The 26,887-nt window shown below is 71.2% G+C and carries 24 protein-coding genes; 8 read left to right on the forward strand and 16 right to left on the reverse strand.

What is annotated here, in order from left to right; translation table 11 throughout:
* Positions 1–39 precede the first annotated feature (39 nt).
* The 6 genes from ACQUQD_RS04855 to ACQUQD_RS04880 all read right to left on the reverse strand — a co-directional run bounded on the left by ACQUQD_RS04855 (position 40) and on the right by ACQUQD_RS04880 (position 6,589).
* Complete coding sequence (locus ACQUQD_RS04855; protein ID WP_428950674.1) at positions 40–1,350, reverse strand: nucleotidyl transferase AbiEii/AbiGii toxin family protein; 1,311 nt, start codon at positions 1,348–1,350, stop codon at positions 40–42.
* Positions 1,347–2,030: a hypothetical protein gene (locus tag ACQUQD_RS04860; RefSeq protein WP_428950675.1), complete on the reverse strand. Its 684-nt coding sequence runs from the start codon at positions 2,028–2,030 to the stop codon at positions 1,347–1,349. Before ACQUQD_RS04860 ends, ACQUQD_RS04855 begins: the two co-directional genes overlap by 4 nt.
* Positions 2,027–3,052 carry a hypothetical protein gene (locus ACQUQD_RS04865; protein ID WP_428950676.1) on the reverse strand — a complete coding sequence of 342 codons (1,026 nt, stop codon included), beginning with the start codon at positions 3,050–3,052 and terminating at the stop codon, positions 2,027–2,029. Before ACQUQD_RS04865 ends, ACQUQD_RS04860 begins: the two co-directional genes overlap by 4 nt.
* Before the next feature lie 130 nt (positions 3,053–3,182).
* Positions 3,183–3,932 carry a succinate dehydrogenase/fumarate reductase iron-sulfur subunit gene (locus tag ACQUQD_RS04870; RefSeq protein ID WP_428950677.1) on the reverse strand — a complete coding sequence of 250 codons (750 nt, stop codon included), beginning with the start codon at positions 3,930–3,932 and terminating at the stop codon, positions 3,183–3,185.
* Complete coding sequence (locus ACQUQD_RS04875) at positions 3,929–5,878, reverse strand: fumarate reductase/succinate dehydrogenase flavoprotein subunit (protein ID WP_428950678.1); 1,950 nt, start codon at positions 5,876–5,878, stop codon at positions 3,929–3,931. Before ACQUQD_RS04875 ends, ACQUQD_RS04870 begins: the two co-directional genes overlap by 4 nt.
* A 3-nt stretch (positions 5,879–5,881) precedes the next feature.
* Complete coding sequence (locus tag ACQUQD_RS04880) at positions 5,882–6,589, reverse strand: succinate dehydrogenase (RefSeq protein ID WP_428950679.1); 708 nt, start codon at positions 6,587–6,589, stop codon at positions 5,882–5,884.
* A 95-nt stretch (positions 6,590–6,684) separates the two neighbouring features.
* Here ACQUQD_RS04880 and ACQUQD_RS04885 point away from each other — a divergent pair, with 95 nt between their 5' ends.
* Positions 6,685–7,575, forward strand: coding sequence for a LysR family transcriptional regulator (locus ACQUQD_RS04885; protein ID WP_428950680.1), 891 nt, complete (start codon positions 6,685–6,687; stop codon positions 7,573–7,575).
* 150 nt (positions 7,576–7,725) lie between these two features.
* Here ACQUQD_RS04885 and ACQUQD_RS04890 read toward each other — a convergent pair whose 3' ends face one another.
* From ACQUQD_RS04890 to ACQUQD_RS04905, 4 genes are all read right to left on the reverse strand, one after another.
* Positions 7,726–8,439: a VOC family protein gene (locus ACQUQD_RS04890; protein WP_428950681.1), complete on the reverse strand. Its 714-nt coding sequence runs from the start codon at positions 8,437–8,439 to the stop codon at positions 7,726–7,728.
* A gap of 4 nt (positions 8,440–8,443) precedes the next feature.
* A complete protein-coding gene (locus ACQUQD_RS04895) occupies positions 8,444–10,591 on the reverse strand; it encodes a putative bifunctional diguanylate cyclase/phosphodiesterase (protein WP_428950682.1) in 2,148 nt (715 codons plus the stop codon).
* A complete protein-coding gene (locus ACQUQD_RS04900) occupies positions 10,588–11,403 on the reverse strand; it encodes an SAM-dependent methyltransferase (RefSeq protein WP_428950683.1) in 816 nt (271 codons plus the stop codon). Before ACQUQD_RS04900 ends, ACQUQD_RS04895 begins: the two co-directional genes overlap by 4 nt.
* Positions 11,404–11,699: 296 nt before the next feature.
* Complete coding sequence (locus ACQUQD_RS04905) at positions 11,700–12,656, reverse strand: SCO0930 family lipoprotein (RefSeq protein WP_428957454.1); 957 nt, start codon at positions 12,654–12,656, stop codon at positions 11,700–11,702.
* Positions 12,657–12,882: 226 nt separating this feature from the next.
* On the opposite strand from ACQUQD_RS04905, the gene ACQUQD_RS04910 reads away from it, so the two are divergent.
* From ACQUQD_RS04910 to ACQUQD_RS04925, 4 genes are all read left to right on the forward strand, one after another.
* Positions 12,883–13,425 (forward strand): hypothetical protein, encoded by a 543-nt coding sequence (locus tag ACQUQD_RS04910; protein ID WP_428950684.1) that lies wholly within the window; start codon positions 12,883–12,885, stop codon positions 13,423–13,425.
* Between the two features lie 18 nt (positions 13,426–13,443).
* Complete coding sequence (locus ACQUQD_RS04915) at positions 13,444–14,205, forward strand: DUF4239 domain-containing protein (protein WP_428950685.1); 762 nt, start codon at positions 13,444–13,446, stop codon at positions 14,203–14,205.
* Positions 14,206–14,250: 45 nt separating this feature from the next.
* Complete coding sequence (locus tag ACQUQD_RS04920) at positions 14,251–14,505, forward strand: hypothetical protein (RefSeq protein ID WP_428950686.1); 255 nt, start codon at positions 14,251–14,253, stop codon at positions 14,503–14,505.
* A gap of 141 nt (positions 14,506–14,646) precedes the next feature.
* A complete protein-coding gene (locus tag ACQUQD_RS04925; protein WP_428950687.1) occupies positions 14,647–15,165 on the forward strand; it encodes a hypothetical protein in 519 nt (172 codons plus the stop codon).
* 121 nt (positions 15,166–15,286) lie between these two features.
* Here the strand turns inward: ACQUQD_RS04925 and ACQUQD_RS04930 are convergent, their stop codons facing one another.
* Positions 15,287–15,781: a hypothetical protein gene (locus ACQUQD_RS04930; protein ID WP_428950688.1), complete on the reverse strand. Its 495-nt coding sequence runs from the start codon at positions 15,779–15,781 to the stop codon at positions 15,287–15,289.
* A 349-nt stretch (positions 15,782–16,130) separates the two neighbouring features.
* Between ACQUQD_RS04930 and ACQUQD_RS04935 the strand changes: the two genes are divergently transcribed.
* Complete coding sequence (locus tag ACQUQD_RS04935; protein ID WP_428950689.1) at positions 16,131–16,790, forward strand: class F sortase; 660 nt, start codon at positions 16,131–16,133, stop codon at positions 16,788–16,790.
* 47 nt (positions 16,791–16,837) lie between these two features.
* Here the strand turns inward: ACQUQD_RS04935 and ACQUQD_RS04940 are convergent, their stop codons facing one another.
* Both ACQUQD_RS04940 and lysX read right to left on the reverse strand, forming a co-directional pair.
* Positions 16,838–17,689: a polysaccharide deacetylase family protein gene (locus ACQUQD_RS04940; protein ID WP_428950690.1), complete on the reverse strand. Its 852-nt coding sequence runs from the start codon at positions 17,687–17,689 to the stop codon at positions 16,838–16,840.
* Positions 17,690–17,760: 71 nt separating this feature from the next.
* Positions 17,761–21,030 (reverse strand): bifunctional lysylphosphatidylglycerol synthetase/lysine--tRNA ligase LysX, encoded by a 3,270-nt coding sequence (gene lysX / locus ACQUQD_RS04945; protein ID WP_428950691.1) that lies wholly within the window; start codon positions 21,028–21,030, stop codon positions 17,761–17,763.
* A gap of 124 nt (positions 21,031–21,154) precedes the next feature.
* On the opposite strand from lysX, the gene ACQUQD_RS04950 reads away from it, so the two are divergent.
* Both ACQUQD_RS04950 and ACQUQD_RS04955 read left to right on the forward strand, forming a co-directional pair.
* Entirely contained in the window at positions 21,155–21,616 is a 462-nt protein-coding gene (locus tag ACQUQD_RS04950; RefSeq protein WP_428950692.1) for a universal stress protein, read from the forward strand.
* Positions 21,617–21,715: 99 nt separating this feature from the next.
* A complete protein-coding gene (locus ACQUQD_RS04955; protein WP_428950693.1) occupies positions 21,716–23,155 on the forward strand; it encodes an amino acid permease in 1,440 nt (479 codons plus the stop codon).
* Here the strand turns inward: ACQUQD_RS04955 and ACQUQD_RS04960 are convergent, their stop codons facing one another.
* The 3 genes from ACQUQD_RS04960 to ACQUQD_RS04970 are packed head-to-tail and all read right to left on the reverse strand — an operon-like array spanning position 23,156 to position 26,639.
* Positions 23,156–24,805 carry a hypothetical protein gene (locus tag ACQUQD_RS04960; protein WP_428950694.1) on the reverse strand — a complete coding sequence of 550 codons (1,650 nt, stop codon included), beginning with the start codon at positions 24,803–24,805 and terminating at the stop codon, positions 23,156–23,158.
* 47 nt (positions 24,806–24,852) lie between these two features.
* Entirely contained in the window at positions 24,853–25,773 is a 921-nt protein-coding gene (locus tag ACQUQD_RS04965; RefSeq protein ID WP_428950695.1) for a carbohydrate ABC transporter permease, read from the reverse strand.
* A complete protein-coding gene (locus ACQUQD_RS04970) occupies positions 25,770–26,639 on the reverse strand; it encodes an ABC transporter permease (protein WP_428957455.1) in 870 nt (289 codons plus the stop codon). Before ACQUQD_RS04970 ends, ACQUQD_RS04965 begins: the two co-directional genes overlap by 4 nt.
* Positions 26,640–26,887: the final 248 nt, after the last annotated feature.

Here is a 26,887-nt window from a genome sequence, read left to right on the forward strand (position 1 = left end):
GAGGTGTGCGGGGAGTTGTCGGCACGCCCCGCACACCTCTCACCTCAGCTCGTCCAGGACCATGTGCCAGGAGTCGGGGCTCTCGCGCCACCTGTGCCAGCGCTCGTCGCCGGCGAGCACCAGGGCGAGCGCCTCGTCGACGGTCACCCGCGCGCGGCCCAGCACTTCGCGCACCACGACGACAGCCGCCTGTGCCCCGGGGCGTCCCGCCGAGGCCAGGCGCCCCACGGCGGAGGCGGGCACGTCCGGCGCGGTGGCCCTGACGTGGTCCACGAGCGGGCCCACCCAGCGCGCCCAGCGCTCGTACGAGGGCGCCTCCGCGTCCCGCTCGGCGCGGGCGACGAGGGGTTCCAGCGCCGCGGACAGGCGTTCCAGGTACTGCGCCGCGGTGCCCGTCACGTGGGGATGCTCGCTCTGGAAGTGCTCCCAGCCGATGTCGGCGCAGGCCCGCATCTCCTCCAGCCACCAGCGTCCGCCGGGCCGCAGCAGCTCGTCACCGGCCAGAACGAAGGCGCCGCGCAGCACGTCGTACCGGAGCGGCGCCAGATCGGCGAGGAGCACGGCGTCGTACAGGTCCTTGCCCTGCGGGTGGATGTCGCCGATCAGCCACATGATCTTCCACGCCAGCGACAGCTCGGGCGTGACGGCACCGACGGTACGGGCGGGTCCGTCACCCAGCGGGCGCAGCGGCGTGGGGACGGCCGGGGCGGCGAGCGGTTCGTCGTGGACGACGTCGATCTGCACCGTGCCGCCGGCCGTGCCAGGCGCCGTCCACGGCAGGAGCAGGCGCCGGCCGGGGACGCGGTCGTACGTCCAGATGTCCTCGGTGACCGCGCCGGCCGCGTCGATCCGCACCTGCGCGTGCGGCCAGGCCGCGGCGGTGGCCTCGGCCGCCTGCGCGATCTGCGGGAACAGGGCCTGCGCCTCGGGTCCCTCGAACGCCCAGCCGGCCGGCGCGAGGAAGTCGAGGTCGCCCGGCTCGCGGGCGGCGGCGCCGCACCACGTCGCCATCAGCACGCTGCCGCGCAGCACGAGCCGCGCGCCCAGGGCGCTGTCCGCGACGGCCGCCAGCACCAGGTCGAGGGCGGTGCGCCGGGCCCGGAACCAGGCCCGGGCCGTCGCCTCGTCGTCGAACCGGGGGTCGCCCGCGCGGAAGGCGTACGGGTACTGCAGGAGGGCCGGGTCGAAGACGGGCGGCTGGCTCAGCCCCTCCGGCGCGGGCAGCAGGGTGCGGGGCAGCGCGAGCCCCCGCCGCATCTCCTCGTCCGGCGGGGTGTGCGGGAGCTCCTCGCCCCGGTACAGGGCGCGCCGCCACACCGGGTCGTCGGGGGCGTTCGTCGATCCGGTCATGTGAGCGCTCCTTCCGGGCGGGGCGACGAGGACAGGGGGTCGAGCCAGCCCGCGTCGAGGTCGAGGCGGGTGTCGTGCAGGACGTACTCGCGCTCGACCTCCAGCACCCGGGTGCCGGGGGCGGCCGCGAGATCCGCAACCAGCGCGTCGAGCCGGCGCTGCGCGGTGGCGCGGCCCACGCCGTGACAGCGCTGGGTCACGAAGCGTTCCTGGCGGCCGTCGGGGCGGGTCCGGCGGGCGTTCCACGACACGTGCGCGCCGTGGTCCGTGGCGCGCGCGGCGAGGGAGCCCGGGTCGACGCCCTCGGCGAGGAGCAGCTTCACGTGGTGCTCGAAGTGCAGGTGCGGCGCGGCGAGCCGGGCGGCCGCGTCGCTCTGCGGTACGCCCGCCGCCCACGGCGCCGCCTCCGTCTTGGCGCGTACGACGACGAAGTCGTCCCGCGCGAGAGCGGCGGCGGTCCGGGCGACCGGGCCGTGGATCCACGTGTCGGCCCGGCTCCGGCCGCGCAGCGTCACCATCGGCTGGGAGCGGTGCCGGCCGCGGGCGAGCACGATGTGCGTGACGCCGAGGCCACGGGCGGCGGCCCACTCCGCGAGGCGCCGCGCGGCCGGGTCCGCGGCGGGTTCGACGGTGAGGTGCGTCTCCAACTCACCTTCGAATGCAGCGAGTTCGGCGCTCATGTGGCCGGCTGTACATGAGTGAACCAACGGGCGGTCTCGTCCGCCCCGAGGACCCGCTCCAGGGTGAGGTCGCCGGTCATGCCGGGGAAGAACCGCCCGGCAGGCCAGCCGCGCTCGTAGGGCGGCGGGTCGAGGACGAGGAGGCGGGCGCCGTCGACGACGGGGATGTCGCTGGGGGTGCCCTCGTTCCATATCCAACCGCCGTCCGGGGCCGCCAGGTTGAAGGAGCCGGTGGTGGGCACCTGGCCCGGCGCGTCCCGGCACACCGCGGCCTCCTGCGCGGACGGGACGCGCGCCGCGACATGGCCGCCTCCGGCAAGGACGTCGGCGAGCAGTGTGTGGAGCTGGAAGTTGTCCCCGATGCCGGTCATCCGCAGCGCGAAACCGGCGCCGCTTTCCCGGTGCAGCACCACCAGGGGTGCGTCGTCCAGGACGAGGAGGGCGTAGGTCAGGCACTTGAAGTCGTGGCCCGACGCCTCCTGCACGGCCCGCAGCGAGGTGAGCAGGCCGGTGCGGACAGCGGGGTCGAGTCCGGTGCGCACCGCCGGGTGGTTGAGCATCGCGACCGCGGCCATCTCCCACTGCGGGAGCGTCCACCAGGCCATCGCCGGCTCAGGGCCCACGCGCTCCAGCACGGCGTCGTCCGGGGCGTCGGTCTCCGGGTCGGGCAGGTCGCCTCCCCCGGTCTCCGTCCAGCGCGCGCAGAACTCCCCGGCGCCGCGCACCGCGTCGGCGAGCCCGTCGAGCAGGGCGGGCGCGCACCGGCCGGCGTCGGCGCCGCGCTCGACGCAGGCGCCGACGGTGACGGCGACCATCCCCCGCGGGCCCGCGGGGAGTTGCGTCAGCAGCGCGGCGAGGCGGGGCGCGCCCGCGTCGATCTCCGCCTGCTTCGCGTCCCCGAAGTGCCGGTGTATTTTCTGGAACTCCTGCTCCGAGCGGGCACCGTCCTGCTCGCGCACAGCGGTCTCGAAGCCCGTGACGGCGTCGAGAAACCGCTCCCTCCCCTTGCGGTTCATGATCATGCGCGCAGATTACCCCCGGCCACTGACAACGCCGCCGCGCGTGCTCCGGGCCGGACACGATGACGGGACCGGGAGAGCACCACTCCCGGTCCCGCCCACCCCGCGCTGTTCGCGGGACGTCATGGGTGGCTCAGCCGCGGCTGACCTTGCGGTTCGCCCGCAGCCACTCCTTGTTCATGCTCGTGATGGAGAACAGCGGGATGCCCTTGGGGCAGGCCGTCGCGCACTCGCCGGTGAGCGTGCAGCCGCCGAAGCCCTCCTCGTCCATCTGCGCCACCATGTCGAGGACGCGGGTCTCGCGCTCGGGGGCGCCCTGCGGCAGCACGTTCAAATGGTTGATCTTCGCGGAGGTGAAGAGCATCGCCGCGCCGTTCGGACACGCCGCCACGCACGCGCCGCAGCCGATGCACTCGGCGTGCTCGAACGCGAAGTCGGCGTCGGGCTTGGGCACGGGCGTGCTGTGCGCCTCCGGGGCCGCTCCGGTCGGCGCCGTGATGTAGCCGCCGGACTGGATGATGCGGTCGAAGGCCGTCCGGTCGACGACCAGGTCCTTGATGACGGGGAACGCGGAGGCCCGCCACGGCTCGATGTCGATCGTGTCGCCGTCCTTGAAGGACCGCATGTGCAACTGGCAGGTGGTGGTGCGCTCCGGGCCGTGCGCGTCGCCGTTGATGACGAGCGAGCACGCGCCGCAGATGCCCTCGCGGCAGTCGTGGTCGAAGGCGACGGGGTCGTCGCCCTTGACGATGAGTTCCTCGTTGAGGGTGTCGAGCATCTCCAGGAACGACATGTCCTGCGAGATCCCGTCCACCTCGTACGTGGACATGGCGCCTTCGGCGTCGGCGTTCTTCTGGCGCCAGACGCGCAGGGTGAGCTTCATGCGTAGCTCCGCTGAGTGGGGTGGACGTACTCGAAGACCAGGTCTTCCTTGTGCAGGGTGGGTGCCTCGCCGGTGCCGGTGAACTCCCAGGCGGCCGCGTAGGAGAACTCCTCGTCCCTGCGGGCGGCCTCGCCGTCGGGCGTCTGCGACTCCTCGCGGAAGTGGCCGCCGCAGGACTCGGCGCGGGCCAGCGCGTCGAGGCACATCAGCTCGGCCAGCTCCAGGTAGTCGACGATGCGGTTCGCCTTCTCCAGGGACTGGTTGAACTCCTCGCCGACGCCGGGCACCTTGATGCGGCGCCAGAACTCCTCGCGGATCTGCGGGATCCGGTCGAGGGCCTTGCGCAGACCGTCCTCGGTGCGGGCCATGCCGCAGAACTCCCACATGAGTTCGCCGAGTTCACGGTGGAAGGAGTCCGGGGTGCGGTCCCCGTCGACGGCGAGCAGCCGCGCGAGCCGGTCCTCGGTCTCGCGCACGGCCTCGACGGTCGCGGGGTGCGCGGCGTTCACCTCGTCCTTGTGGGGGTGCTTCGCCAGGTAGTCGTTGATGGTGGCCGGGAGGACGAAGTAGCCGTCCGCCAGGCCCTGCATCAGGGCGGAGGCGCCGAGCCGGTTGGCGCCGTGGTCGGAGAAGTTGGCCTCGCCGATCGCGAACAGGCCGGGGATGCTGGTCTGCAGGTCGTAGTCGACCCACAGGCCGCCCATCGTGTAGTGCACGGCCGGGTAGATCCGCATGGGCACCCGGTACGGATCCTCGTCGGTGATCCGCTGGTACATGTCGAAGAGGTTGCCGTACTTGGCCTCGACGGCCTTGCGTCCCATGCGCTCGATGGCGTCGGCGAAGTCGAGGTAGACGCCCTGTCCGCCGGGGCCGACGCCCCTGCCCTCGTCGCACACGTTCTTCGCGGCGCGCGAGGCGATGTCGCGGGGCACGAGGTTGCCGAAGGACGGGTAGATGCGCTCCAGGTAGTAGTCGCGCTCGTCCTCGGGGATCTCGTTGGCCGGGCGGGTGTCGCCCTTCGCCTTGGGCACCCAGATGCGACCGTCGTTGCGCAGCGACTCGCTCATCAGCGTGAGCTTCGACTGGTGGTCGCCGGTGCGCGGGATGCAGGTGGGGTGGATCTGCGTGAAGCAGGGGTTGGCGAAGTAGGCACCGCGCCGGTGTGCCCGCCAGATCGCCGTGGCGTTGCTGTTCATGGCGTTCGTCGACAGGTAGAAGACGTTGCCGTAGCCGCCGGAGGCGAGGACGACGGCGTCCGCGAAGTACGTGTCGATCTTCCCGGTGATCAGGTCGCGGGCGACGATGCCGCGTGCCTTGCCGTCGACGATGACGAGGTCGAGCATCTCGGTACGCGGATGCAACTCGATGTTCCCGGCCGCGACCTGGCGGCTGAGTGCCTGGTAGGCGCCGAGCAGCAGCTGCTGGCCCGTCTGCCCGCGGGCGTAGAACGTACGGGACACCTGCACGCCGCCGAAGGACCGGGTGTCGAGAAGACCGCCGTACTCCCGCGCGAACGGCACGCCCTGGGCGACGCACTGGTCGATGATCTCGACGGAGATCTGGGCGAGGCGGTGCACGTTCGACTCGCGGGCGCGGAAGTCGCCGCCCTTGACGGTGTCGTAGAAGAGGCGGTGCACCGAGTCGCCGTCGTTGCGGTAGTTCTTGGCCGCGTTGATGCCGCCCTGCGCGGCGATCGAGTGGGCGCGGCGCGGCGAGTCCTGGTAGCAGAACTGGACGACGTGGTAGCCCTGTTCGGCGAGCGTGGCCCCCGCGCTGCCGCCCGCGAGGCCGGTGCCGACGACGATGACGGTGTGCTTGCGCCGGTTGGCCGGGTTGACCAGCTTCGCCTCGAAGCGGCGCGTGTCCCAGCGCTCGTTGACGGGCCCGGCCGGCGCCTTGGTGTCGACGACCGGTTCGCCGGTGGAGTAGTCCGCGTACGTGGTCATGGTTCAGCTCACCAATCCGGTCATGACGCCCACGGGCACGGCGATGAAGCCGAGCGTGAGCAGTGCGGCGAGGGCGTTGCCGACGGTCTTCAGGACGCGGTCGCGGGTGCGGTTGCCGACGCCGAGGGTCTGGGCGGCGCTCCAGAACCCGTGCTGGACGTGGAGGCCCAGGGCGAGCATCGCGACGATGTAGATGACGTTGCCGTACCAGGTCGAGAAGGTGTCGATGATGTTCTGGTACGGGTGCAGGTGCTCGTAGCCGCCCGGGTGCACGGTGCCCGTGGTCAGGTCGAGGATGTGCCAGACGATGAACAGGCCGAGGATGATGCCGCCCCAGCGCATCGTGCGCGTGGCGTAACTGGCACGCGGCTTCTTGTGCACGTACTTGCTGGGGCGCGCCTTGATGTCGCGGCGGCTGAGCTGGTACGCGGACGTCGCGTGGGCCACGACGGCGACGACGAGCACGACCCGCGCGATCCACAGGCCCCACTCGTGGTGGAGGACCGGGCCGCCCATGGTGCGCAGCCAGCGGGCGTAGTGGTTGATCTCCTCCGGACCGAAGAAGATCTTGAGGTTCCCGATCATGTGCGCGACCAGGTAGAGCAGCATCACGAGTCCGCTGACAGCCATCACGGTCTTCTTGCCGAGGGAGCTGTCCCAGATCGTGCGCGTCATGGACGGTCGTCGGTCCGTCCGCGTTGCCAGAGCCATGTCACCAGACGGTAGGGCCGAAGGGCCCGATCGGTCCAAGACATGGTCCGGCTCATTTCCATAGGCACTCTCTATCAACGCCTATCCTGGGCCTCATGCAGTTCCAACAGCTCTCGTACTTCGTCGCGGTCGCGGAGACCCGGCACTTCACGCGCGCGGCCGAGCTGGTGCATGTCGCCCAGCCGTCGCTGTCCCAGCAGATCCGGGCGCTGGAGCGGGAGCTGGGGGTGGATCTGTTCCAGCGGGCCCGGGGCAACATCACGCTGACCGACGCGGGCGAGGCGCTCCTGCCGCTGGCCCGGCGGATCCTCGCCGACGCGGACACGGCGCGGCACGAGGTGCAGGAGCTCGCCCAGCTCAAGCGCGGGCGGGTGCGGCTCGGGGCGACACCGTCGCTGTGCACGGGCCTGCTGCCGGACGTGCTGCGCGCGTTCCACGACCGGTACCCCGGCATCCAGCTGCTCATCGAGGAGAGCGGCTCCCACGACCTCGTACGGGAGCTCGCGCGTGGCGCGCTGGACCTGGCCCTCGTCGTCCTGCCGCTGCCGGCGCCGGCGCCCGCGCTGACGACGGTGGAGCTCCTGCGGGAGGAGCTGGTGGTGGTGTCGTCGCCCGGCGCGTCCCCGCCCGGCCGGGGACGCGCGTCCGTCCGCGTCGGCGACCTGGAGGGCGAACGCCTGGTGATGTTCCGGCACGGGTACGACCTGCGGGAGCTGACCGTCGCGGCGTGCCGGGCGGAGGGGTTCGAGCCGGATTTCGCGGTGGAGGGCGGGGAGATGGACGCGGTGCTGGGGTTCGTGCGGGCAGGGCTCGGGGTCGCGGTGGTGCCGCGGATGGTGGCGACGCGGGCCGGGGCGGATCTCCGGGTCACCCCTCTGGCACGGCCCGGTCTGCATCGGACCATCGCGCTGGCACACCGCTCCGACGTGGCCCCGCCGCGGGCTGCGCGGGAGCTTCAGCGGATGTTGGTGGGGCGGGACGGGTGACGGTGCGGGGCCCTCGCGGGCGGTATCCGGTTCGGCGTTGCGCCCGGTCGCCGAGTGCGGGGCCCTCGCGGGCGGAATCCAGCTCGGGTGGTCTCGTCCGGTCGCCGGGTGCGGGTTTCGTCGTGGCCGGTCGCGCAGTTCCCCGCGCCCCTACGGCGCGCGGTCCGTCACACAGTAAAGACCCCCGGCGGGATCCCGCATCACCGTCCACGCCCGCCCGTCCCGCACGAACTCCGCCCCCAGCGACTCATGCAGCACCCGCACCGCGGAGCGATCCCCGCAGGCCAGATCCACATGGGCCGACGGCGGCGCGTCCGTGTCGAGGCGCTGGAAGAGCAGCCGCACCGGCGACGCTTCCAGCCTGCGGAACTCCGCACCGGTGCACGGGAGTTCGGGCCACCCGGTGAGCTCGGCCCAGAACGCGACCTCCGCGTCGTACGCGCCCGGCGCCGTGTCGAGGCACACCTGGTCGAGCCTGTTCGAGGGGGCCGTCGGCGACGGTACGACCCGCTCCCCCTCCCATGACACGAGGCAGAACAGATGCCCGGCGGGAGAGCGCAGCACCTCCAGACCCGGTGCGGCGAAGACCCCGGTGGCCCCCAGCTCGCGGGCCCGCCCCGCCTGCCCCGGTACGTCCTCGACCGCCAGATCGACGTGCGCGCCGCCTGGCCCCTCGGCGACCCCCTGCACCTTGACGCACGGGTCCGCGCCGGACGGCAGCAGCGTGGCGAACTCGTCCCGCTCGCCGCGCGGTGCGGACAGCACCGACCCGGTGGCCCGGGCCCAGAAGTCGCAGGCCGCGCCGAAGTGCTCGTAAGGCCGGTCGATGAAGGCGTACGCCCAGCGGATCCCGGCGGGGCTCACGCGCTCACCCCGTCGCGTCCGCGAGCGCCAGCTCGTGCAGCCGGTCCGGCGGGCCCGGGCGGGCGTAGTACCAGCCCTGCGCCGTGTCGCAGCCGAGCTCGCGCAGCTGCTCGGCCTGCGCGCCCGTCTCGACGCCCTCGACCGTGACCGCGAGGTCCAGGCTGTGGGCGAGCGACACGATGCCCTCGACGATCTTCAGGTCGACCGGGTCCGCGGGGAACTGCTGCATGCCCTGGGTGAAGGACCGGTCCAGCTTGAGCACGTTCACCGGCAGGCGGCGCAGGTTCGCGAGGTTCGAGTAACCCGTCCCGAAGTCGTCGAGCGCTATGTCGACGCCCATCTCCGAGAGGCGCCTGAGCGGCTTGAGCAGGTCGTCGTCGGCGCCGATCAGCGCCGACTCGGTCACCTCCAGGCACAGCGCGCCCGGTTCGAGGCCGGATCGCTCGAGGATGTCGACGGTGTCGGAGACCAGGCCGGGGTGGGTGAGCTGCATCGGCGACAGGTTCACGTTGATGCGCAGCGGGCCCGCCTCCGCGTGCCGGTCCTGCCAGACGCGGGCCTGCCGGACCGACTCCTCCAGGACCCACCGGCCGAGCGGCACGATGAGGCCGGTGTGCTCGGCGAGCGGGATGAAGCGGTCGGGCCCGAGCACGCCGTGCTGCGGGTGCCGCCAGCGCACCAGGGCCTCGGCGCCGCGCACGCTGCCGTCGCCGAGGTGGACCAGCGGCTGGTACTCGATGAAGAACTCGCCGCGGTCCAGGGCCGCGGGCAGCGCCGTCGTCAGCCCGTGCCGGGTGATGGCGCGGGCGTCGGCCTCGGGGTCGGCCAGCTCGAACCGGTTGCCCCCCGCGGACTTGGCCCGGTACATCGTGATGTCGGCGCTGCGCAGGACCTCGGCGGGGCTGCGGTCGCCGACCGGGCCCTCGACGATGCCGATGGAGCCGCGCACGGTGAGCTCGCGGCCGTCGATGCGGATGGGCGTGGCAAGCGCTCCCATGATGCGGCCGGCGAGGTCGTCGACCTCGGCCTCGGTGTCCTTGCCGGTGGTCAGGGCCACGAACTCGTCGCCGCCGAGCCGCGCGACCATCTCGCCGGGCGCGGTGGCGCAGGCCTGGAGGCGGTCGGCGACCTCGACGAGAAGCCGGTCGCCGACGGCGTGGCCGAGGCTGTCGTTGATGGTCTTGAAGCCGTCGAGGTCCAGGTAGCACAGCCCGAACCGCATGTTCTCGCCCGCGCCGAGCACCTTCTCCAGGCGCTCGAAGAACAGGGTGCGGTTGGGGAGCCCGGTCAGGGCGTCGTGCGTGGCCTCGTACCGGAGCCGGAGGTTGAGCAGGCGGCGCTCGGTCGTGTCCTCCACCAGGGCGAGCTGGTACTGCGGTACGCCGTCCGCGTCGCGCAGCAGCGACACCGTCAGGTTCGTCCACAGGGCCGTGCCGTCGGGCCGGTAGAACGCCTTCTCGACCCGGTAGTGCTCGCGGTCGCCGCGCACCAGTTCGTTGTAGAGGTGCCAGACCTGCGGCGCGTCGTCGGGATGGGTCCACTCCATGACCTTGCGGCCGCGCAGCACGTTCTCACCGCCGCCGAACATCCGCACCAGCGCGTCGTTGACCTCCAGCACCGTGCCGTCCAGATCGGCGATGCTGATGCCGATCGCGGCGCCGTGGAACACCGCGCGGAACCGGGCCTCGCTCGCGTGCAGCGCCTCGGCGACGGCGCTGCGGGCGTTGAGCGCGGCCATCGAGATGGCCTCCTGCTCGGCGAGGGTGCGCTCCCGCAGGGCCGCCGCGAAGCCGGCGGCGACGGAGTGCTGGATACGGGCGCAGCGGGCCCGCAGGTCGTCCTCGCGCTCCGGGGTCTGTGCCTCGTCGCCGCAGTACAGGACGAGATAGGCGTCGACCACGTCCAGGGTGCGGCTGAGCGCCTCGGGGTCGGTGCAGTGCACGTCGACGAGGGCGGACCCGACGGCCTTCGTCTGTACGGCGTCCAGGGCCCGTGCGGCCAGCGCGTCGCGCAGCCGGCGGGCGAGCGGCACGAGTTTCTCCTCGAACTCGGGCCGGGTCAGGGATGTGGCCGTCACCGGGAAGATGGCCCGGCTCCAGATCGTGGCGAACCTGCGCAGTCTGTCCTCCGGGCCGCCCGGCTCCCCGCTCACGCCTTGCGCCCCACTCCCACATAGCCCGCGAAAGTGAACGGGTCCTCGTCCTCGGGCGCGGTCTGCGGCCGCCACACCGGCAGCGGCACGATGCCGGGGTCGACCAGCTCGTACCCCTGGAAGAACCGTCCGATCTGCTCGGGGGTCCGCATGATCAGCGGATTGCGGACGTCGTCGCGGTAGACGTCGACGGCACCGCCGGCCTGCTCGGTCGGTATCGGCATGCCCTCGTAGGAGGCGTGCGTCACGATCAGCATGCTGCCGGGGGCGAGCGCCGCACTGAGTTCGGCCACCGCCCCGTAGGGATCGTCGGAGTCCTCGATGAAGTGCAGGACGGCGACGAGGAGCAGCGCCACCGGGCGCTCCAGGTCCAGGAGTTGCGCGATCTCCGGGCTGCGCAGGATCTCCTGCGGCTTGCGGAGGTCGGCGGAGACGACGGTGGTGTCCGGGTTGCCGTCGAGGACGGCCCGGCTGTGCGCGACGGCGACCGGGTCGTGGTCGACGTAGGCCACCCGCGCGCCGGGGCTCGCCTGCTGCGCCACCTCGTGGACGTTGCCGAACGTCGGGATGCCGGAGCCGATGTCGAGGAACTGGGTCAGCCCCTCGTCGACGGCGTGGCGCACGGCCCGCCGCATGAACGCCCGGTTCGCCTGCATGATCTTGGGCAGGCCCGGCAGGAACTCCATGGCCTTGCGGGCGGCTTCCCGGTCGACCTCGAAGTTGTGCGAACCGCCCAGGTAGTAGTCGTAGATCCGGGACACACTGGGCACCGAGATGTCGATGCCCTGCGGGGCCCAGGCAGGACGCTCCATCAATCTCTCCAAGGCGTAGGCGAGCCGGTGTTCGAGCTGAGGCTACTGATCAGCCGCCAAAGGAGCGAGTCAAAACGGAAATTGACCGTCCGTTCTCGGTCACTGCCTGCGGCACGTGCCATTTGGCGAGGATCCGAAACCACCCCGAAACCATCTCTTTCCCAGCCGAAAAGAACCGGTCCGTTCCGTCCTATGGCCGTCACTTGGCCAGAGGAGGAACGGACCGGTCTTTCGACAAATCCTTCGAGGACTCTACTGTGAGCCGCGCGCGGGGCGCACCGGCACCTCCGCGGTTGTTACTTGGGAGCGCCCACCGGCTTTCCGTCGGGCGAGGCCGCGTACCAAGTGCCGCCGACGCCCTGCCCGTTGGTGTCCCCGGGCTCCTTGTCGCCGGAGAACGTGTAGACCGGCCAGCAGTTCAGCGTCTGCTGCTTGGTGCCGTCGGGCCGGTCGAAGGTCATGTATCCCTTCAGGGGAATGTTCTCGGTGTCGTTCTTGGCGACCGGCGCGACGGCGGGCCACTTCTTCGCGCAGGCGCCGACGCAGTTGGACTTGATGGGCCAGGCCGAGTCCTTCAGGAAGCGGTAGACGGTCATGCCGTTCTTGTCGACGACGATCTCGCCGAGCTTCGGGTCCTTGCGGGTCGACAGGCCCTTGACGTCGGCGGGCTGCGCGGCGGCGGCCGCGCTCGCCTTCTTGCCGTCGGGCGCGGCCGCGTACCAGGTGCCGCCCACCCCCTGGCCCTTGGCGTCCCCGGGGTTCTTGTCCATGGCGTAGCGGTACATCGGCCAGCCGTCGATGGTCAGCTGCTTGGTGCCGTCGGCGGCCGTCACCTCGCCGATCAGCGACGCGTCGACGCCGGGCGCGGACTTGGCGCCGCTCGCGGGGACGGCCGGCCATGTCTTCAGGCAGGCCGCGTCACAGTTCGACTTGGGCGGCTGCGCCGTGTCCTTGTCGAAGCGGTAGAGCGTGAGCCCGGCGCTGTCCGTGACGACCTTGCCGAGCTTCTTGCTGTCCCACACGGCGAGCTGACCGGCGGACTCGGCCTTGGCCGCGGCGCCGGCGTCGTCCTTCCCGGACGAGCCGTACCCGTCGGCCCCGTCGGATCCGTAACCGCCCTGCGCCGGGGCGGCGTTGCCCACGTTCTGGCCGTTCGTGGACGAGCCACCGGTGTCCTGACCGCACGCCGTCGTCAGCGCCAGCAGGGCCGCAGCTGTCGCTACGAGCGAGGCGCTCCGCCAGGAGGTCTTCATCGTCAACTCCCGTATGTTACTTGGGTGTTGCGCAAACCCGGCCGGGCTCGCACATGGCCCTAGGTACGGGCGGGAACATCGGGTGCGTTCAACGCGGTCCAAGATTTATTGCCTCGGACGGGCTACGGGACGCGGCGCAAACCCCGAGTGCTCCCGCTCCCCTCCTTCGGGGCAATCCGGTCCGCGGGCGGCGTGCCGCTCCGGCGCGCTGCTCATGATCTCGGTCGTGCCCCGAACCAAGCGGGCCAGGTCCGCCCTGGTCACCCGATTCCTCGCGGCGATGACCGTCGCCTGGCTGTGCGGCTCGCCCGCCGCGGCAGCGGCGCCCGCCCTCGCCCCGGCCGACAACTGCGCGTACGCCTCGATCGACGGCGGCGCGACGGGCGGCGCCGTGGCCGTCTCCGGCGACGGCGTCATCTGCAGCGCCGGGCCGCGCACGCCCGCGCCGAAGAAGCCGGCCCCCAAGCCCCCGCCCCCGAAACCCGCACCTCCCCCACCACCACCGCCTCCCCCTCCTCCACCACCGCCTCCCCCACCGCCGCCGCCCCCGCCTTCTCCGCCTCCTCCGCCGCCACCACCGCCGCCGCCGCCGAGCCCGACACCGGCGCACTCCGCGTCCCCGAAGGCCGAGCCGACGCCCGTCCACTACCCCGCCTACCGCCCCACGGCGCACCGCGCGCCGCCGAGCGGCGGACCGTCCCTGGTCACGCTCACCCTGCTCATCACCGCACCCGCGGTCCTCGCGGTCGCCGCCCTGCGCCCCCGCTGAACCTGTGTGGAGTCACCCATGTCGGAATGGCTTGTTCTCGCCCTCGCGATGGTCGCCGTCTGTGCGGTCGTGCTCGTCGTCCAGGTCCTGCAACAGCGGCGGATCGGCGACGACGACGACCCGTCGGAGACCCCGGACGTCATCGAGTACATGACGATGATGATCGGCGTGGTCTACGCGATCGTCCTCGGTCTGGCCATCGCGGGCGTCTGGGAGGCCCGCAGCGCGGCCCAGGACCACGTGCGCAACGAGGCGCAGGCGCTGCACGAGGTCCACGAGCGCGTCCGCGTCTACCCGGCCGACGTCCGGGACCGGATCCGGGCGGATGTCGACACGTATGTCAGCCATGTCGTGACGACGGAGTGGCACGTGATGCGGACGAAGGGCGAGCTGACGGACCAGGGCACGCAGCTGCTCGACAAGGTCCGCCACGACGTCACGGACTTCGAGCCGAAGAACGACTTCCAGGCCCAGGCCTACCAGCCGCTCCTGGACCAGGTGACGGCCGCGGACGACGCGCGCAACGCCCGTGCGGACTCGACCGGGGCCACGATGCCGGGCGTCGTCTGGTTCGGCCTGATCGTCGGCGGACTGGTCACCATCGGCATGATCTTCGCGCTGCAGATCCGGCGCACGCCCCGCGAGCTGATCCTCGCCGGCCTCTTCTCCTCCCTGATCGCCTTCCTGCTCTTCCTGATCTGGGATTTCGACGCCCCCTACAGCCGCGGCGTCGCGGCGACCGCGGAACCGTTCCTGATGCTCTTCCCCGGGGCCCACTGACGCCGCCGGGCTGCGGACGGGCCCCGCACGGAGCACTCTGAGGGCATGACCCCATGGCAGGCCCCGATCGTCGTCCACCCGCCCGCACCCGAGGGCGGGCGGCACGTGTCCGTACGCGGACGGGCGGTGGGCCTCGCCCACGGCGACGGGGATCTGGCGGCCCTGCTGCGGCGGGCCGGGATCGGCGCGGCGGACCTGACCCTCGACGACCCGCACCTCGTGGAGTGGCGGGGAGCGGGTCCGCACGTATGGCACACCACCGGGCCCGACGGGCCGTCAGCGCGCCGCGACATCCCCTGACCGGCCCAAGCGCGTGCCCCGTTCGCACGACACGGATCGCGCCCATAAGGGGGTGTCCCTAGCGTTTCGGACATCGAGGTGCTTGTCCCAAGCGAGCGGAACCGGTCCGCAGCTGCTCCTCGTGGACCCGGAGGAACCATCATGCACGCGATACGCACCGTTTCCGCCACCGTGCTCTCGCTCACCGCCCTGACCCTCACCGCGCCCACCGCCGTGGCGAAGGAGTCCGACCCGTTCCAGGTCAGTGTCTCGCCCACGACGATCGCGGCGGGCGGTCAGGTCACGCTCAACGCCAGCGGCTGCTCGGGTGACACCAAGGTGTCCGCCGGGATCTTCGACACCGTCACGATCCGCAAGGACCGCGGTTCGGCGTCCGCCACCGTCGACTGGGACGCCAAGCAGGGTGCCATGTACTCCGTGCAGTTCCGCTGCGACAGCGGCACCACACGCAACGTCGACCTCACCATCGCGGGCGGCAGACCGGTCAATCCGGTCGTCCCCAATCCCCCACCCGTCTATCACGGGGTCAGGGCCGGGGTCGGCGGCAGCATCGCCGGCTTCGACCTCAAGGAGATCGGCCTCGGCGCGGCCCTGATCGCCGGCGCGCTGGGCACCGCGTACCACCTGGCGCGGCGCCGCACCGGCGACGGCGGCGCCTGACGGACGTCCGCACAGGCCGGTGCCCCGAAGACCGCTCGGTCCTCGGGGCACCGGCCCGTTCACGTGCGCCGCGGGCCCCGCGAAGGGGTCGGGGCCCGCTGTCGCCCGCCGTCCTGTGCGGTTACGCCTTGCCCTCCGCACGGCGGCGCATCCAGAAGACGCCGCCGCCGACCAGCGCGGCGGTGACGAGCGCCCCGCCGATCGCCATGTCGGTGCGGGTCGCGCCGGTCTCGCTCGCGCCGCCGAGACCACCGCGGACACCACCGTGGATGACGGTGAAGGCGGCCGGTCTGGCCAGCGGCTGGGAGCCCGGGCAGCTGACGGTGATGTCGTGCGCGCCGGGGGTGGCGTTCTCGTGGACCGTGGCGGTACCGCTGGCCGTGCTGCCGCCGGCGTTCGAGAGCGGCACCGATCCGAAGGCGTCCGAGGAAGCGGTGGCCCCCGACTTCTGGCAGTTGGTTCCGTCGACCGTGATGGTGAGCTGACCGCCGCGCGGGATGACGCTCGGGGTGGCGGCGACGTTGGACGGGTCCGTCCAGGCGGACGCGGCAGGGGCGGCGAGACCGACGGCGGCGACAGCGACGGCGGACACCGCCAGGGCACGGGTGCTACGCATGGAAATCCTCCGCGGAAGGCGTCCCCGGGGAACGGTCCCCGGGACTTTCGGCGAGAACGCCTCCCAGACGAACCCTCAGATGCCGTGCGCAGAGCCGCATTTCGGGAATCGGCCGTCCTGGTGAGCCGACACACCGAAGGAATTCCGTACAAGCCGATATTGCCGCAGGTCACGGACCGTCAGAAATCTTTTGGCGTCGGCAACTCGGATGGCGCACCGGTCCCCTGGACGGCCGTGTGCGCCACCACCCGTTCGCCCTCGCCCCGTCGCTGGCCGCGCGCGGCCGATTTAGCGTTTCGGTACGCGCAACCGTCGCGGTCTCGCCGCCGCGGCCAGAGGGGATGAGCGAATGTCCGACGCAAGGTTCGCAGCCGAGGAGCAGCCGAGAAAGCGTGCGCCGTGGGGCGTGATAGCGCTGGTGCTGCTGACCGGGCTCGCATTGATCCGCAATGGTTCGGGGGAATTCGACATCGGTCCGCCGCAGCCCGCCTCGGCGGCCGCCGCGGACAGCCGCACCCCCGCGTGGGCGAAGTCGAAGGCGCCCGAGCCGCTGCCGTTCTCGCTGGTGGACCGGGTGCGGATCCCCGCGATCCGGGTGGACGCGCCGGTCACGCAGGTCGGTCTGGACGCGGACGGCTGGGTGGACGCGCCGCCGCCCGAGGACCCGAATCTGGCGGGCTGGTTCACGGGCGCGGTCTCGCCGGGCGAGAAGGGCACGGCCGTCGTCGTCGGCCACGTCGACAACATGCAGGGGCCGGCCGTCTTCTACGGTCTGGGCTCCCTGAAGAAGGGCAATCACGTCGAGGTCCGGCGCAAGGACGGCAGGACGGCCGTCTTCCAGATCTACGGGATCGAGGTCTTCGAGAAGTCGAATTTCCCGGGCAAGAAGGTCTACAGCTCCACCGGTTCGCCGGAGTTGCGGGTCATCACGTGCGGCGGCGGTTTCTCGAAGCAGAACGGCTACGACGGGAATGTAGTGGCTTTCGCCCGCCTGGTGTCCGTGCGCTGAGCGCACGGACCGGGCGGGCGGCGGCCCGTGGGGGGGGAAAAATTCCGTCAGATGCCGCGGCGGCGCGGGACCGTGATGCGATAGCCGTCGTCGAGCAGCCTGGGCAGGTACTCGCGCAGTGCGGCGACACTCTGCGAACGGTTGCCGCCGGCGTCGTGGTTGAGGACGACGACGCCCGGCGCCGCGCCGCCCAGGACCCGGGAGACGATGGTGCCGGTGCCCGGGGTGTTCCAGTCGAGGGTGTCGACCGTCCAGGCGAGGGGTTCCATGCCGAGGTCGGCGCCGAGCCGGAACGCCGCGCGGTTCCAGGCTCCGTAGGGGGCGCGGAACCAGGCGGGCGGTTCACCGACGGCGTCGTCGATGACGTCGCAGGTGCGCTCGATCTCGGGGCGCATGCCCGAGCGCGTCATCTTGGTGAGCAGGGGGTGGGTCCAGGTGTGGTTGCCGATGACGTGCCCGTCGTCGGCCATCTCGCGCAGCAGGTCCTTGTTCTCGACGGCCATCTCGCCGCACACGAAGAACATGGCGCGCACATCGTGCTTGCGCAGGGTGCGCAGGATGTCCGGCGTGTAGCGGGGGTCGGGTCCGTCGTCGAAGCTGAGCACCATGGCGCGGTCGCCGCGGTCGAAGTCCATGCTGAGGATGGGCTCGTGACGCACCTTCAGTCTGCCGGGCGCGGCGCGCTGCGGCCCGTATCCGGCGATCGGGCTGAGCCGGTAGGCCGACGGTTCGAGGGCGCGGGCGGCAGGCGGTCCCGCGGCGGGCGCGGCGCTCGGCGAGGCACTCGGCGGCGTGCTCGGGCGGCCGGTCGCGGCGCAGCCGGTGAGGGCGGCCACGCCGACGGCCGTGAAGCCGCGCAGGAACGCCCGTCGCCCTGGAGCGGTCTGATGCTTTTTCATGATGTATGCGTCGCACGGTGTCGGCGTCGCCGCGCACACGACCACCGGATGGGACGCGCGAAAGCACCCGTTCAGCGGCGGCGGACCAGGGGGAAGGGCAGGGTCTCGCGGATGGTGCGGCCGGTGAGGAACATGACGAGCCGGTCGACGCCGATGCCGAGGCCACCGGTGGGCGGCATCGCGTATTCGAGGGCGTCGAGGAAGTCCTCGTCGAGTTCCATGGCCTCGGGGTCCCCGCCGGCGGCGAGCAGCGACTGGGCGGTGAGCCGGCGGCGCTGTTCGACGGGGTCGGTCAACTCGCTGTACGCGGTGCCCAGTTCGGTGCCGAAGGCGACGAGGTCCCAGCGCTCGGCGAGGCGCGGGTCCGTGCGGTGCTGCCGGGTCAGGGGGGAGACGTCGGTCGGGAAGTCCTTGTAGAAGGTCGGCAGTTGTGTCTTCTCCTCGACGAGGCGCTCGTACATCTCCAGGACGACGTCCCCGCGGCCGTCGTCCGGCGAGTAGGGGACGTCGGCGCGGTCGCAGAGGCGCCGCAGGGCGTCGAGCTCCGTGTCGGCGTCGACCTCCTGCCCCAGCGCCTCGGAGATCGCCCCGTACACGGTCCTGACCGGCCAGGGACCCGAGATGTCGTACTCGGTGCCGTCCTTGCGGGCGACCGGCGAGCCGAAGGCGGCGGTGGCGGCGCCCTGGATGAGTTCGCGGGTGAGATCGAGCATGACGTCGTAGTCGGCGAACGCCTGGTAGGCCTCCAGCATCGTGAACTCGGGATTGTGCTTGTAGGAGACGCCTTCGTTGCGGAAGGTGCGGCCCATCTCGAAGACCTTCTCCAGGCCGCCGACGCACAGCCGCTTCAGGTACAGCTCGGGGGCGATGCGCAGGTAGAGGTCGAGGTCGTAGGCGTTGATGTGGGTGGTGAAGGGCCGGGCGTTGGCGCCGCCGTGGATCTGCTGGAGCATCGGGGTCTCGACCTCCAGGTAGCCGCGCTCCAGCAGGCCCTGGCGCAGTGCCTGGACGGCGGTGGAGCGGGCGCGGACGACGTCGCGGGCGTCGGGGCTCGCGACGAGGTCGAGGTAGCGGCGGCGGACCTTGGCCTCGGGATCGGCGAGGCCGCGGCGCTTGTCGGGCAGCGGGCGCAGGCACTTGCCGGTGAGCCGCCAGTCGGTGACGAAGACGGTGAGTTCGCCGCTGTCGCTGGCGCCGACCTCGCCGGTCGCGGTGAGGTGGTCGCCGATGTCGGCGCCGGTGGTGAAGGCGTCGAGGAGCTCCTGGCCCGACCGGTCGCGGGTGAGGGCGAGTTGGCGGTCCCCCGACCAGTCCCGCAGGGTCGCGAAGACGACCCCGCCGAAGTCGCGGACGAGCATGAGACGCCCGGCGACGGTGACCTCGTGGCCCGTCAGGTCCTCGGTGACATCGGCGAGGGTGTGGGTGCGGGCGGGGACGCCCACGGGGTACGGGTCGATGCCGGCGGCGCGGAGCCGGTCGAGTTTGCGGTGGCGTACCCGGATCTGGTCGGGCAGCCGGGACGCGGGTGCCGTGTCCGCCGTGTGCAGGTCGAGGGCCTCGATGGGCGGCAGGCCCGCCGTGGTGGCGGGCGTGGTGACGCCGGCCGGGCGGTGGCCCTTGCCCCACAGCTTGCGCAGCGAGGGTACGGAGACGAAGCCCTCGGCGATGCCGGACGCCAGGCCGATGCGGGCGAGCGAGGCGGTCTCGCCGTAGCAGATGAACCGCGGGTACCACTCGGGGCGGTACTTGGCGTTCGACCGGTAGAGGGCCTCCAGCTGCCACCAGCGGGAGAAGAACAGCAGCAGCCTGCGCCACAGGCGCAGGACCGGGCCCGCGCCGATGCGGGCGCCCTCCTCGAAGACGGAGCGGAACACGGCGAAGTTCAGGGAGATGCGGCGGATGCCGAACCGGCCCGCCGCCTCGCACAGTTCGGCGATCATGAACTCCATGACGCCGTTGGGCGCGCTGCGGTCCCGGCGCATCAGGTCGAGGGAGACACCGTCCTTGCCCCACGGCACGAGGGAGAGCAGGGCGAGCAGGCGTCCTTGGTCGTCGAGCGCCTCGACGAGGAGGCAGTCGCCGTCCTGGGGGTCGCCGAGCCGGTCGAGCGCCATGGAGAAGCCGCGCTCGGTCTCGGTGTCGCGCCAGGCGTCGGCCTTGTCGACGATCGCCTCCATCTCCTCGTCGGTGAGGGTGGCGTGGCGGCGGACCCGGCAGGTGGCGCCGGTGCGGCGGACACGGGCGACGGCCTGGCGGGCGACGCGCATGTCGCGGCCGTTCAGGTCGAAGTCGGCGACGTACAGGATCGCCTCGTCGCCCAGTTGGAGTGCGCCGAGCCCGGCCCGCGCGAACGCGGTGGCGCCCTCTTCGGAGGCGCCCATGACGGCGGGTGACCAGCCGTGCCGGCGGGCCACGTCGAGCCAGGCGCCGATGGCGTGCGGCCAGGCCTCCCGGTCGCCGACCGGGTCGCCGCTGCCCAGGCAGACGCCGGCCTCCACGCGGTAGGTGACGGCCGCCTTGCCGCTGGGCGAGAACACCACGGCCTTGTCGCGGCGGGTCGCGAAGTAGCCGAGCGAGTCCTGGGACCCGTAGGCGCCGAGGAGGGCGCGGATGCGGGGTTCCTCGTCGCCGTGCAGGGCCGCTTCCATGCGCTGCGAGCGGAACATGGTGGCACAGGCGTTCAGCAGGGCGAGCGCGCCGAACAGGCCGAGGAGGAAGTACAGGGGCCGGGGCGGTCTTCCGTCGAAGGTGCCGCCCGAGACCAGGCCGCCGCAGACCCGGTCGGCCGCCCACAGCAGGCGCTGGCCGGCCGGCAGGGTCCCCGGGAACAGGGCGACCAGGCCCCAGCCCACGAGGATCGCCACGGCGAGCCCGACGAGCAGCACGGCGAAGGCCCGCCGGACCGAGCCGCGCCGCGACTGCGCGGAGAACTCCCGGCGCGCCCGCAGCAGCACCACGAACGCGATGCCGCACACGATGAGCGACGGGAGCGAATCGGCGAACAGGCCGAGGCAGACGCCCAGCACGTCGACGGCGAGCAGCAGCCCGAAGTAGACGGTGACCAGCCACCAGGCGACCTTCTTGCGGGCCGCGGTCGCTCCGGCGAGCAGGAAGAGGAACGCGGCGTAGGCGAGGTTCGCGCTGACCGGGACCGTGAGCGTGTCCAGGAAGCGGGTGACCGGTCGCAGGAAGTGGCGCAGCGGCGCGATCAGGGCGATCAGGGCGCAGAAGAGACCGAGGGTGCCGAAGAACGTCGCGAAGATCTCCGGGACGCGGCCGAGGCGGCCCTCGCGGGTGCGGCCCGCGGCCCCGGCCTCGGTGTCCGGCGCGGCTGAGGTCATGGTTCCGACTCTAGGAAGGGTCGGGTGCGGCCGCCTGTCGGGATACGTGTGAAGATCTCGGAACCGAGAGATCCGTTCTGCCCCACGGGTCCCCTCACCTGGGGGTTTCCGCTAACCTCTGCGCGTGACCGATCAGCAGCCACACCAGTTCGAGCGCGGTACGGACGGGCCCAAGGTGATCGTGGTCGGAGTCGACGGCTCCGATTCCTCGTTCCGGGCGGCGGCATATGCCGGAGGCCTGGCCAGGCGGCAGGGCGCCCTGCTCGCCGTCGTCTATGTGCAGCCCGTGATGGCGGCCGGCGCCGCGCTCGGCGTGCCCGTCGCGGAGACGACCGACGAGATCGCCGAGGGCCTCATCGCGGAGATCCGCGAGGCGGCGGAGCGGGTGAAGGACATATACGACGTGCGCTGGGAGTTCCACACGTTCCGCGGCGACCCGTTCAACGGGCTGGTCACCGCCGCCGACGAGCTCACGGCCGACGCCGTCGTGGTCGGCGCGTCCGAGCAGGCCGGGCACCGCATCGTCGGCTCGGTGGCCGTACGCCTGGTGAAGGCGGGGCGCTGGCCGGTCACCGTCGTTCCGTAACGACCGCCCGGCCCCACAAGGCGCGTCGTCTTCCCTCGCCGTCGCCACGGGTGCATCATGATCGGCCGTCAGCCGTCACGTCTGCGAAGAGGTGAGCTCATGGCCGTTCCCCCACGACCGCGCATGGGACAGGGCGTGCTGCGCCGCAAACCCATCGAACAGATCGAGGACACCGAGGGCGGGGCGGGCGGCGAACGGTCCCAGCTCACCCGCTCGTTGGGCCTGGGGCAGCTCACCGCGATCGGCGTGGGCGGCATCATCGGGGCGGGCATCTTCACCCTCGCGGGCACCGTCGCCAACGGTACGGCCGGCCCCGCCGTGCTGATCTCCTTCCTCATCGCGGGTGTGGCGAGCGCCGCGGCCGCCCTCTCCTACGCCGAGTTCGCCGGGCTCATCCCGAAGGCCGGATCGGCGTATACGTACGGTTACGCGGTGCTCGGCGAGCTCGCCGGCTGGTTCATCGGCTGGGACCTGCTCCTGGAGTACACGGCGATCGTCGCGGTCGTCGCGATCGGCATCTCCGGCTACTTCAGCTTCCTGCTCGGCGAGATGGGCATCGACCTGCCGAACTGGATGCTGGGCGCGCCCGGCACCGGCGACGGCCACAAGGTCGACCTGTTCGCCGCGGCGCTGTGCCTGCTCATCGCGTACCTGCTGACGCTCGGGATCAGGAACGCGGCCCGCTTCGAGACGATCGTCGTCGTCCTCAAGGTGCTCGTGGTGCTGCTCGTCATCGGGGTGGGCTTCTTCCACATCAACACGGGCAACTACACGCCGTTCTTCCCGTTCGGGGTCAGCGGCGCGTTCACCGGTGCGGCGACCGTCTTCTTCGCGGTGTTCGGCTACGACGCCATGTCGACGGCGGCGGAGGAGTCGAAGGACGCGCAGCGTCACATGCCGAAGGCGATCCTCTACTCCCTCGCGATCTCGATGGTGCTGTACGTGCTCGCGTGCCTGGTCCTGACCGGTATGCAGAACTACAAGGACATCGATCCGGAGAGCGGCTTCTCGACCGCGTTCAAGGCGGCCGGACTGAGCGGGCTCGCGGACGTGATCGCGGTGGGCGCCATCATCGGCATCCTGACCGTGATGTTCACGTTCATGCTGGGTGTCACCCGGGTGTGGTTCAGCATGTCCCGGGACGGGCTGCTGCCGAAGTGGTTCGCGAAGACGCACCCGACGCGGCACGTGCCGACGCGCGTGACGTGGATCGTCGGGGTCGCGTCGGCCGCCATCGCCGGTTTCCTGCCGATCGGCGAGGCGGCCGAACTGACCAATATCGGGATCCTGTTGGCGTTCGTCGTGGTGTGCGTCGCGGTGATCGTGCTGCGCTACCGGCAGCCGGACCTGCCGCGCACCTTCCGCACGCCGGGGATGCCGGTCGTGCCCGCGGTGGGTGTCGTCTTCTCGATCTGGCTGATCACGTTCCTGCAGTGGCAGACGTGGGTGCGGTTCGCCGTGTGGTTCGTCATCGGGCTCGGGATCTACTTCGGGTACTCCTACAAGAGGTCCGAGCTCGCCCGCTCGTCCACCGACTAGTCATTCCCCGCTCGCCTCAAGGGACTTCTGGAACTCCTGCTTCATCTGGTCGAGTCCCTTGGGGCCCCACTCCTGCCAGAACGGCTTCCACTCGCTGATCTTCTTGCGGCCGGCGACGATGTCGTTGACGAGGTCGCCGGATTCGGTCGACAGGCGGCCGTAGTGCTCGGTGTAGGCGTCCGAGTAGTGACCGACCGCGGCATTCGGGACCGCGGTCTTCAGGAGCTGCTGCTCGACGCCGTAGATGTCGCGGACGTCCTGGACGCCGTGGGTGCCGGGGAAGCTGGAGGGCGCGAGGACATAGGGGGCGGTGGTGGCCGTGGTCAGACCGCTCCACAGGCCCTCGACCTCCTGCTTGCCCTTCTTCGTGCGCTGCGGATAGCCGTCCTTGTCGTACGTGAAGTCGGTGCCCTCCACGCCGAACTCCAGGAACTCCCGCTCCTTCGTCCCGTACGGCGCCGCAAGGTAGTTGAGGACTTCGAGGAGCATGCGTACGCGCTTCTCGCTGCCCTTCTTGATGGCGGTGTAGCCGATGGTGCCGAAGGCGTGCAGATGGGCGTTGGCCTTGTGCCCGTCGGCGTCGAAGGGGACGAGGATCTCGGCGGCCAGCTTCGGGTCGTTGGTGCGGGTGTCCTTGCGGGCGCCCAACGGGTTCGCGTAGACGCACGCGCCGATGCGGCCCTGCGCGAGCTTCAGGTACGCGTCCGCCATCTTCGGGTCGCCGGGGTAGAAGACGCCCGCCTTCTTGAGCTTGACGACGAGGTTCAGCGCCTCCAGGAACCCTTCCGACTCCATCCAGAAGGTGACCGAACCGTCCTTGGCGCGGCCCCACTTGTTGGGCGCTCCGTAGCACTGGCTCAGCACGCTCACGGCGTTCACGTAGATCGGTTCGAGCGCCCATACGTTGCCGCCCGTGACCTCCTTGCACTTGTCCATGAACTCCTCGGTGCTCGACGCCGAGAAGCCGTCGGCCTTCGCCCAGATGTCCGGGTTGCCGGCGTAGACCTGGCCGAGGGCGGGGTACGGGCTCGGGGCGCCCCAGATCTTGCCGTTGACGACGGCCGTCTTCCAGTGGGCCGGAGTCATGTTGGCGAGGTTCGGGTAGTCCTTGACCGCGTCGCCGGAGACGTACTCCGTGATGTCGGCCATCTTCGACTCCAGCAGCTGCGAGATGTGCTGCAGACCCTGGTTCGGCGGGATCCACATCAGGTCGGGCAGATCACCGCCCGCGACGATCGCCGGGAACTTCTCCTCGTAGCCGGGGTCCGTGCCGAGGATGGCGGACAGGTCGACGCCGAGCTTCTGACTGACCTGCTTCCAGTGGGCGTTGGACCCCTTGGGCGTGGGCGGCTGCACCCATATCTCGGTGAGCATCGACACCCCCGAGCCGTCGCCGGGCACCTTGGCGACGCTCTGCACGAGCTCCTTCGGGTACGAGAGGAAGCCGGCCGACAGGCCTTTGGCGTTGGGCGGCAGGTCGGGCTTGACCTTGGTGAAGGGGACGTACGTCGGCAGCTTCACCTTCGCGGAGGCCGCCTCGCCCTTGCCCGCCGTGGAAGAGCCGCAGCCGGTGAGGAAGGGGGCGGCGGCGCCCGCCGCGACGGCGGTGCTCAGACCGAGGAAGTGGCGTCGGGACAGACCGGTGCTCATGGGTCAACTCCAAGAATGGGGAGGGCAGGTGGGCGGCGCGGGGCGGGTCAGCCCTTGATGGCGCCGGTCAGCACACCCTTGCTGAAGTACTTCTGCAGGAAGGGGAAGAGCAGCAGGATCGGCAGCAGCGCCAGCATCACCACGGCCATCGAGATGGACTGGGCGGGCGCCATGTGGTTCACGCCGAGCTGGTCGCCGGTGATCGACTTGCCCTGCACGACGTAGCTGCGCAGCACGACCTGGATGGGCCACTTGCCGGAGTCGTCGAGGTAGAGCATCGCGTTGAAGAAGGCGTTCCAGTACGTGACCGCGTAGAAGAGGCCGACGACCGCGATGACGCCCTTGGACAGCGGGAGAACGATGCGGGTCAGGATCCGCCAGTCGCCCGCGCCGTCGATGCGGGCCGCCTGGTACAGCTCCTCGGGGATGTTCATGAAGAACGCCCGCATGACCACGAGGTTGAAGGCGTTGATGAGGCCCGGGAGGATCAACGACCAGTAGGAGTCGCGGAGTCCGAGCTCCTTCACGAGGACGTACATGGGGATCATGCCGGGCGCGAACAGCAGCGTGAACAGGACCAGGAGCAGGACCGGCTTGCTGCCGGGGACGCCGCGCTTGGAGAGCGAGTAGGCGAGGCCGATGGTCGTCAGGAGCGAGAGGGTCGTGCCGACGACGGTGATGCCGATGCTCACCAGGACGGCGCGGGTGACCAGGCCGCCGGAGAGGATCGTCGTGTACGCCTCGAAGCTCGGGTCCGTCGGGAAGAGGACGAAGCCGCCGGACTCCGTGATCTCCTTGCGCGACGCGAGGCTGGTCGACAGGACCGTGAGGAACGGCAGGATCATCACGACGCAGATCACGGCGAGGACGACCGCCTTCGACGCCTTGCCGAGCCGCGACGGCTCCTCTTCCCACGCGGGTCGCACGTCCTCGGGCCGGGGCCTCAACAGAGGCAGGGAGAAGGTCACTTGGAGTACACCCCTTGCTCTCCGAAGGCGTGGGCGAGCCGGTTCGCGCCCCAGATCATCAGGGCGCCGACGACGCCCTTGACGAGGCCGGCGGCTGCGCCGACGCCCCAGTCGCCGTAGACCACGCCGTGGTAGTAGACGTACGTGTCGAGGACCTCGGCGGCACGGGCGCCGACCGCGTCGCGCTGGAGCAGGAACTGCTCGAAGCCCACCGAGAGCACGTCACCGAGACGCAGCACGAGCAGCATGATCGTGACGCTGCGCACCGCGGGCAGGGTCACGTGCCACATGCGGCGCCAGCGCCCGGCGCCGTCGACGGCGGCGGACTCGTACAGGCTCTGGTCGACGCTCGCCAGCGCGGCGAGATAGATGATCATGCCCCAGCCGATGTCCTTCCAGATCACCTGTGCGGTGATCAGCATCGGGAAGGTGGAGGGGTCGGTCATCACGTCGAGGGCCGAAAGCCCGTGTTCCCGCAGGAAGTTGGAGATCAGGCCCGCGCCGCCGAGCACCTGCTGGAAGAGGGCCACCACCAGGACCCAGGAGATGAAGTGCGGCAGGTAGACGACGCTCTGCACGAACTTCTTCACGCGGCTGGAGACCAGGCTGTTGATCAGTAGCGCGAGGGCCAGCGGGGCCGGGAAGAAGAAGATCAGCTGGAGGGCGGCGAAGGCGAGCGTGTTGCGGACCGACTCCCAGAAGGCGGGGTCGGCGAAGAGCTCCTGGAAGTTGGCGAGGCCGACCAGGGCGCTGTCCTTGAAGCCGATGAACGGCTGGTAGTCCTCGAACGCCACGATGTTGCCGAGCATCGGGACGTAGAAGAACACCACGAAGAACAGCAGGCCGGGCGCCATCAGGGCGAGCATCACCCAGTTGTTGCGGATCCGGCGCCCGAGCGGTGGACGGCTTCTGACCTTGCGGTCGGCGGCGGGCTGCGCCGTGGCCACGGGGGGCGAGGCGGCGCGTGGGCGCCGCTCAGTTGCAGGGGATGACACACGTTCTCCCACCGACGGGACGGGATCGCCAATTTGGAAGGCAACTTGCTGAAGTGGAGAGTCATCATGGAAGGGGCCGGAAGACGCGTCAACCGCCTCCCGGCCCCGGAGAGTTGGAC

Source organism: Streptomyces sp. cg35, assembly GCF_050410835.1.
GTDB lineage: Bacteria > Actinomycetota > Actinomycetes > Streptomycetales > Streptomycetaceae > Streptomyces.

Coding starts and splice junctions, on each gene's coding strand:
- ACQUQD_RS04935 (WP_428950689.1), top strand. CDS start 16,131: ATGTCCGACGCAAGGTTCGCAGCCGAGGAGCAGCCGAGAAAGCGTGCG.
- ACQUQD_RS04855 (WP_428950674.1), bottom strand. CDS start 1,350: ATGACCGGATCGACGAACGCCCCCGACGACCCGGTGTGGCGGCGCGCC.
- ACQUQD_RS04860 (WP_428950675.1), bottom strand. CDS start 2,030: ATGAGCGCCGAACTCGCTGCATTCGAAGGTGAGTTGGAGACGCACCTC.
- ACQUQD_RS04885 (WP_428950680.1), top strand. CDS start 6,685: ATGCAGTTCCAACAGCTCTCGTACTTCGTCGCGGTCGCGGAGACCCGG.
- ACQUQD_RS04970 (WP_428957455.1), bottom strand. CDS start 26,639: ATGCTCGCCCTGATGGCGCCCGGCCTGCTGTTCTTCGTGGTGTTCTTC.
- ACQUQD_RS04875 (WP_428950678.1), bottom strand. CDS start 5,878: ATGACCACGTACGCGGACTACTCCACCGGCGAACCGGTCGTCGACACC.
- ACQUQD_RS04880 (WP_428950679.1), bottom strand. CDS start 6,589: ATGGCTCTGGCAACGCGGACGGACCGACGACCGTCCATGACGCGCACG.
- ACQUQD_RS04930 (WP_428950688.1), bottom strand. CDS start 15,781: ATGCGTAGCACCCGTGCCCTGGCGGTGTCCGCCGTCGCTGTCGCCGCC.
- ACQUQD_RS04865 (WP_428950676.1), bottom strand. CDS start 3,052: ATGATCATGAACCGCAAGGGGAGGGAGCGGTTTCTCGACGCCGTCACG.
- ACQUQD_RS04900 (WP_428950683.1), bottom strand. CDS start 11,403: ATGGAGCGTCCTGCCTGGGCCCCGCAGGGCATCGACATCTCGGTGCCC.
- lysX (WP_428950691.1), bottom strand. CDS start 21,030: ATGACCTCAGCCGCGCCGGACACCGAGGCCGGGGCCGCGGGCCGCACC.
- ACQUQD_RS04960 (WP_428950694.1), bottom strand. CDS start 24,805: ATGAGCACCGGTCTGTCCCGACGCCACTTCCTCGGTCTGAGCACCGCC.
- ACQUQD_RS04915 (WP_428950685.1), top strand. CDS start 13,444: ATGTCGGAATGGCTTGTTCTCGCCCTCGCGATGGTCGCCGTCTGTGCG.
- ACQUQD_RS04955 (WP_428950693.1), top strand. CDS start 21,716: ATGGCCGTTCCCCCACGACCGCGCATGGGACAGGGCGTGCTGCGCCGC.
- ACQUQD_RS04940 (WP_428950690.1), bottom strand. CDS start 17,689: ATGAAAAAGCATCAGACCGCTCCAGGGCGACGGGCGTTCCTGCGCGGC.
- ACQUQD_RS04920 (WP_428950686.1), top strand. CDS start 14,251: ATGACCCCATGGCAGGCCCCGATCGTCGTCCACCCGCCCGCACCCGAG.
- ACQUQD_RS04905 (WP_428957454.1), bottom strand. CDS start 12,656: ATGAAGACCTCCTGGCGGAGCGCCTCGCTCGTAGCGACAGCTGCGGCC.
- ACQUQD_RS04870 (WP_428950677.1), bottom strand. CDS start 3,932: ATGAAGCTCACCCTGCGCGTCTGGCGCCAGAAGAACGCCGACGCCGAA.
- ACQUQD_RS04925 (WP_428950687.1), top strand. CDS start 14,647: ATGCACGCGATACGCACCGTTTCCGCCACCGTGCTCTCGCTCACCGCC.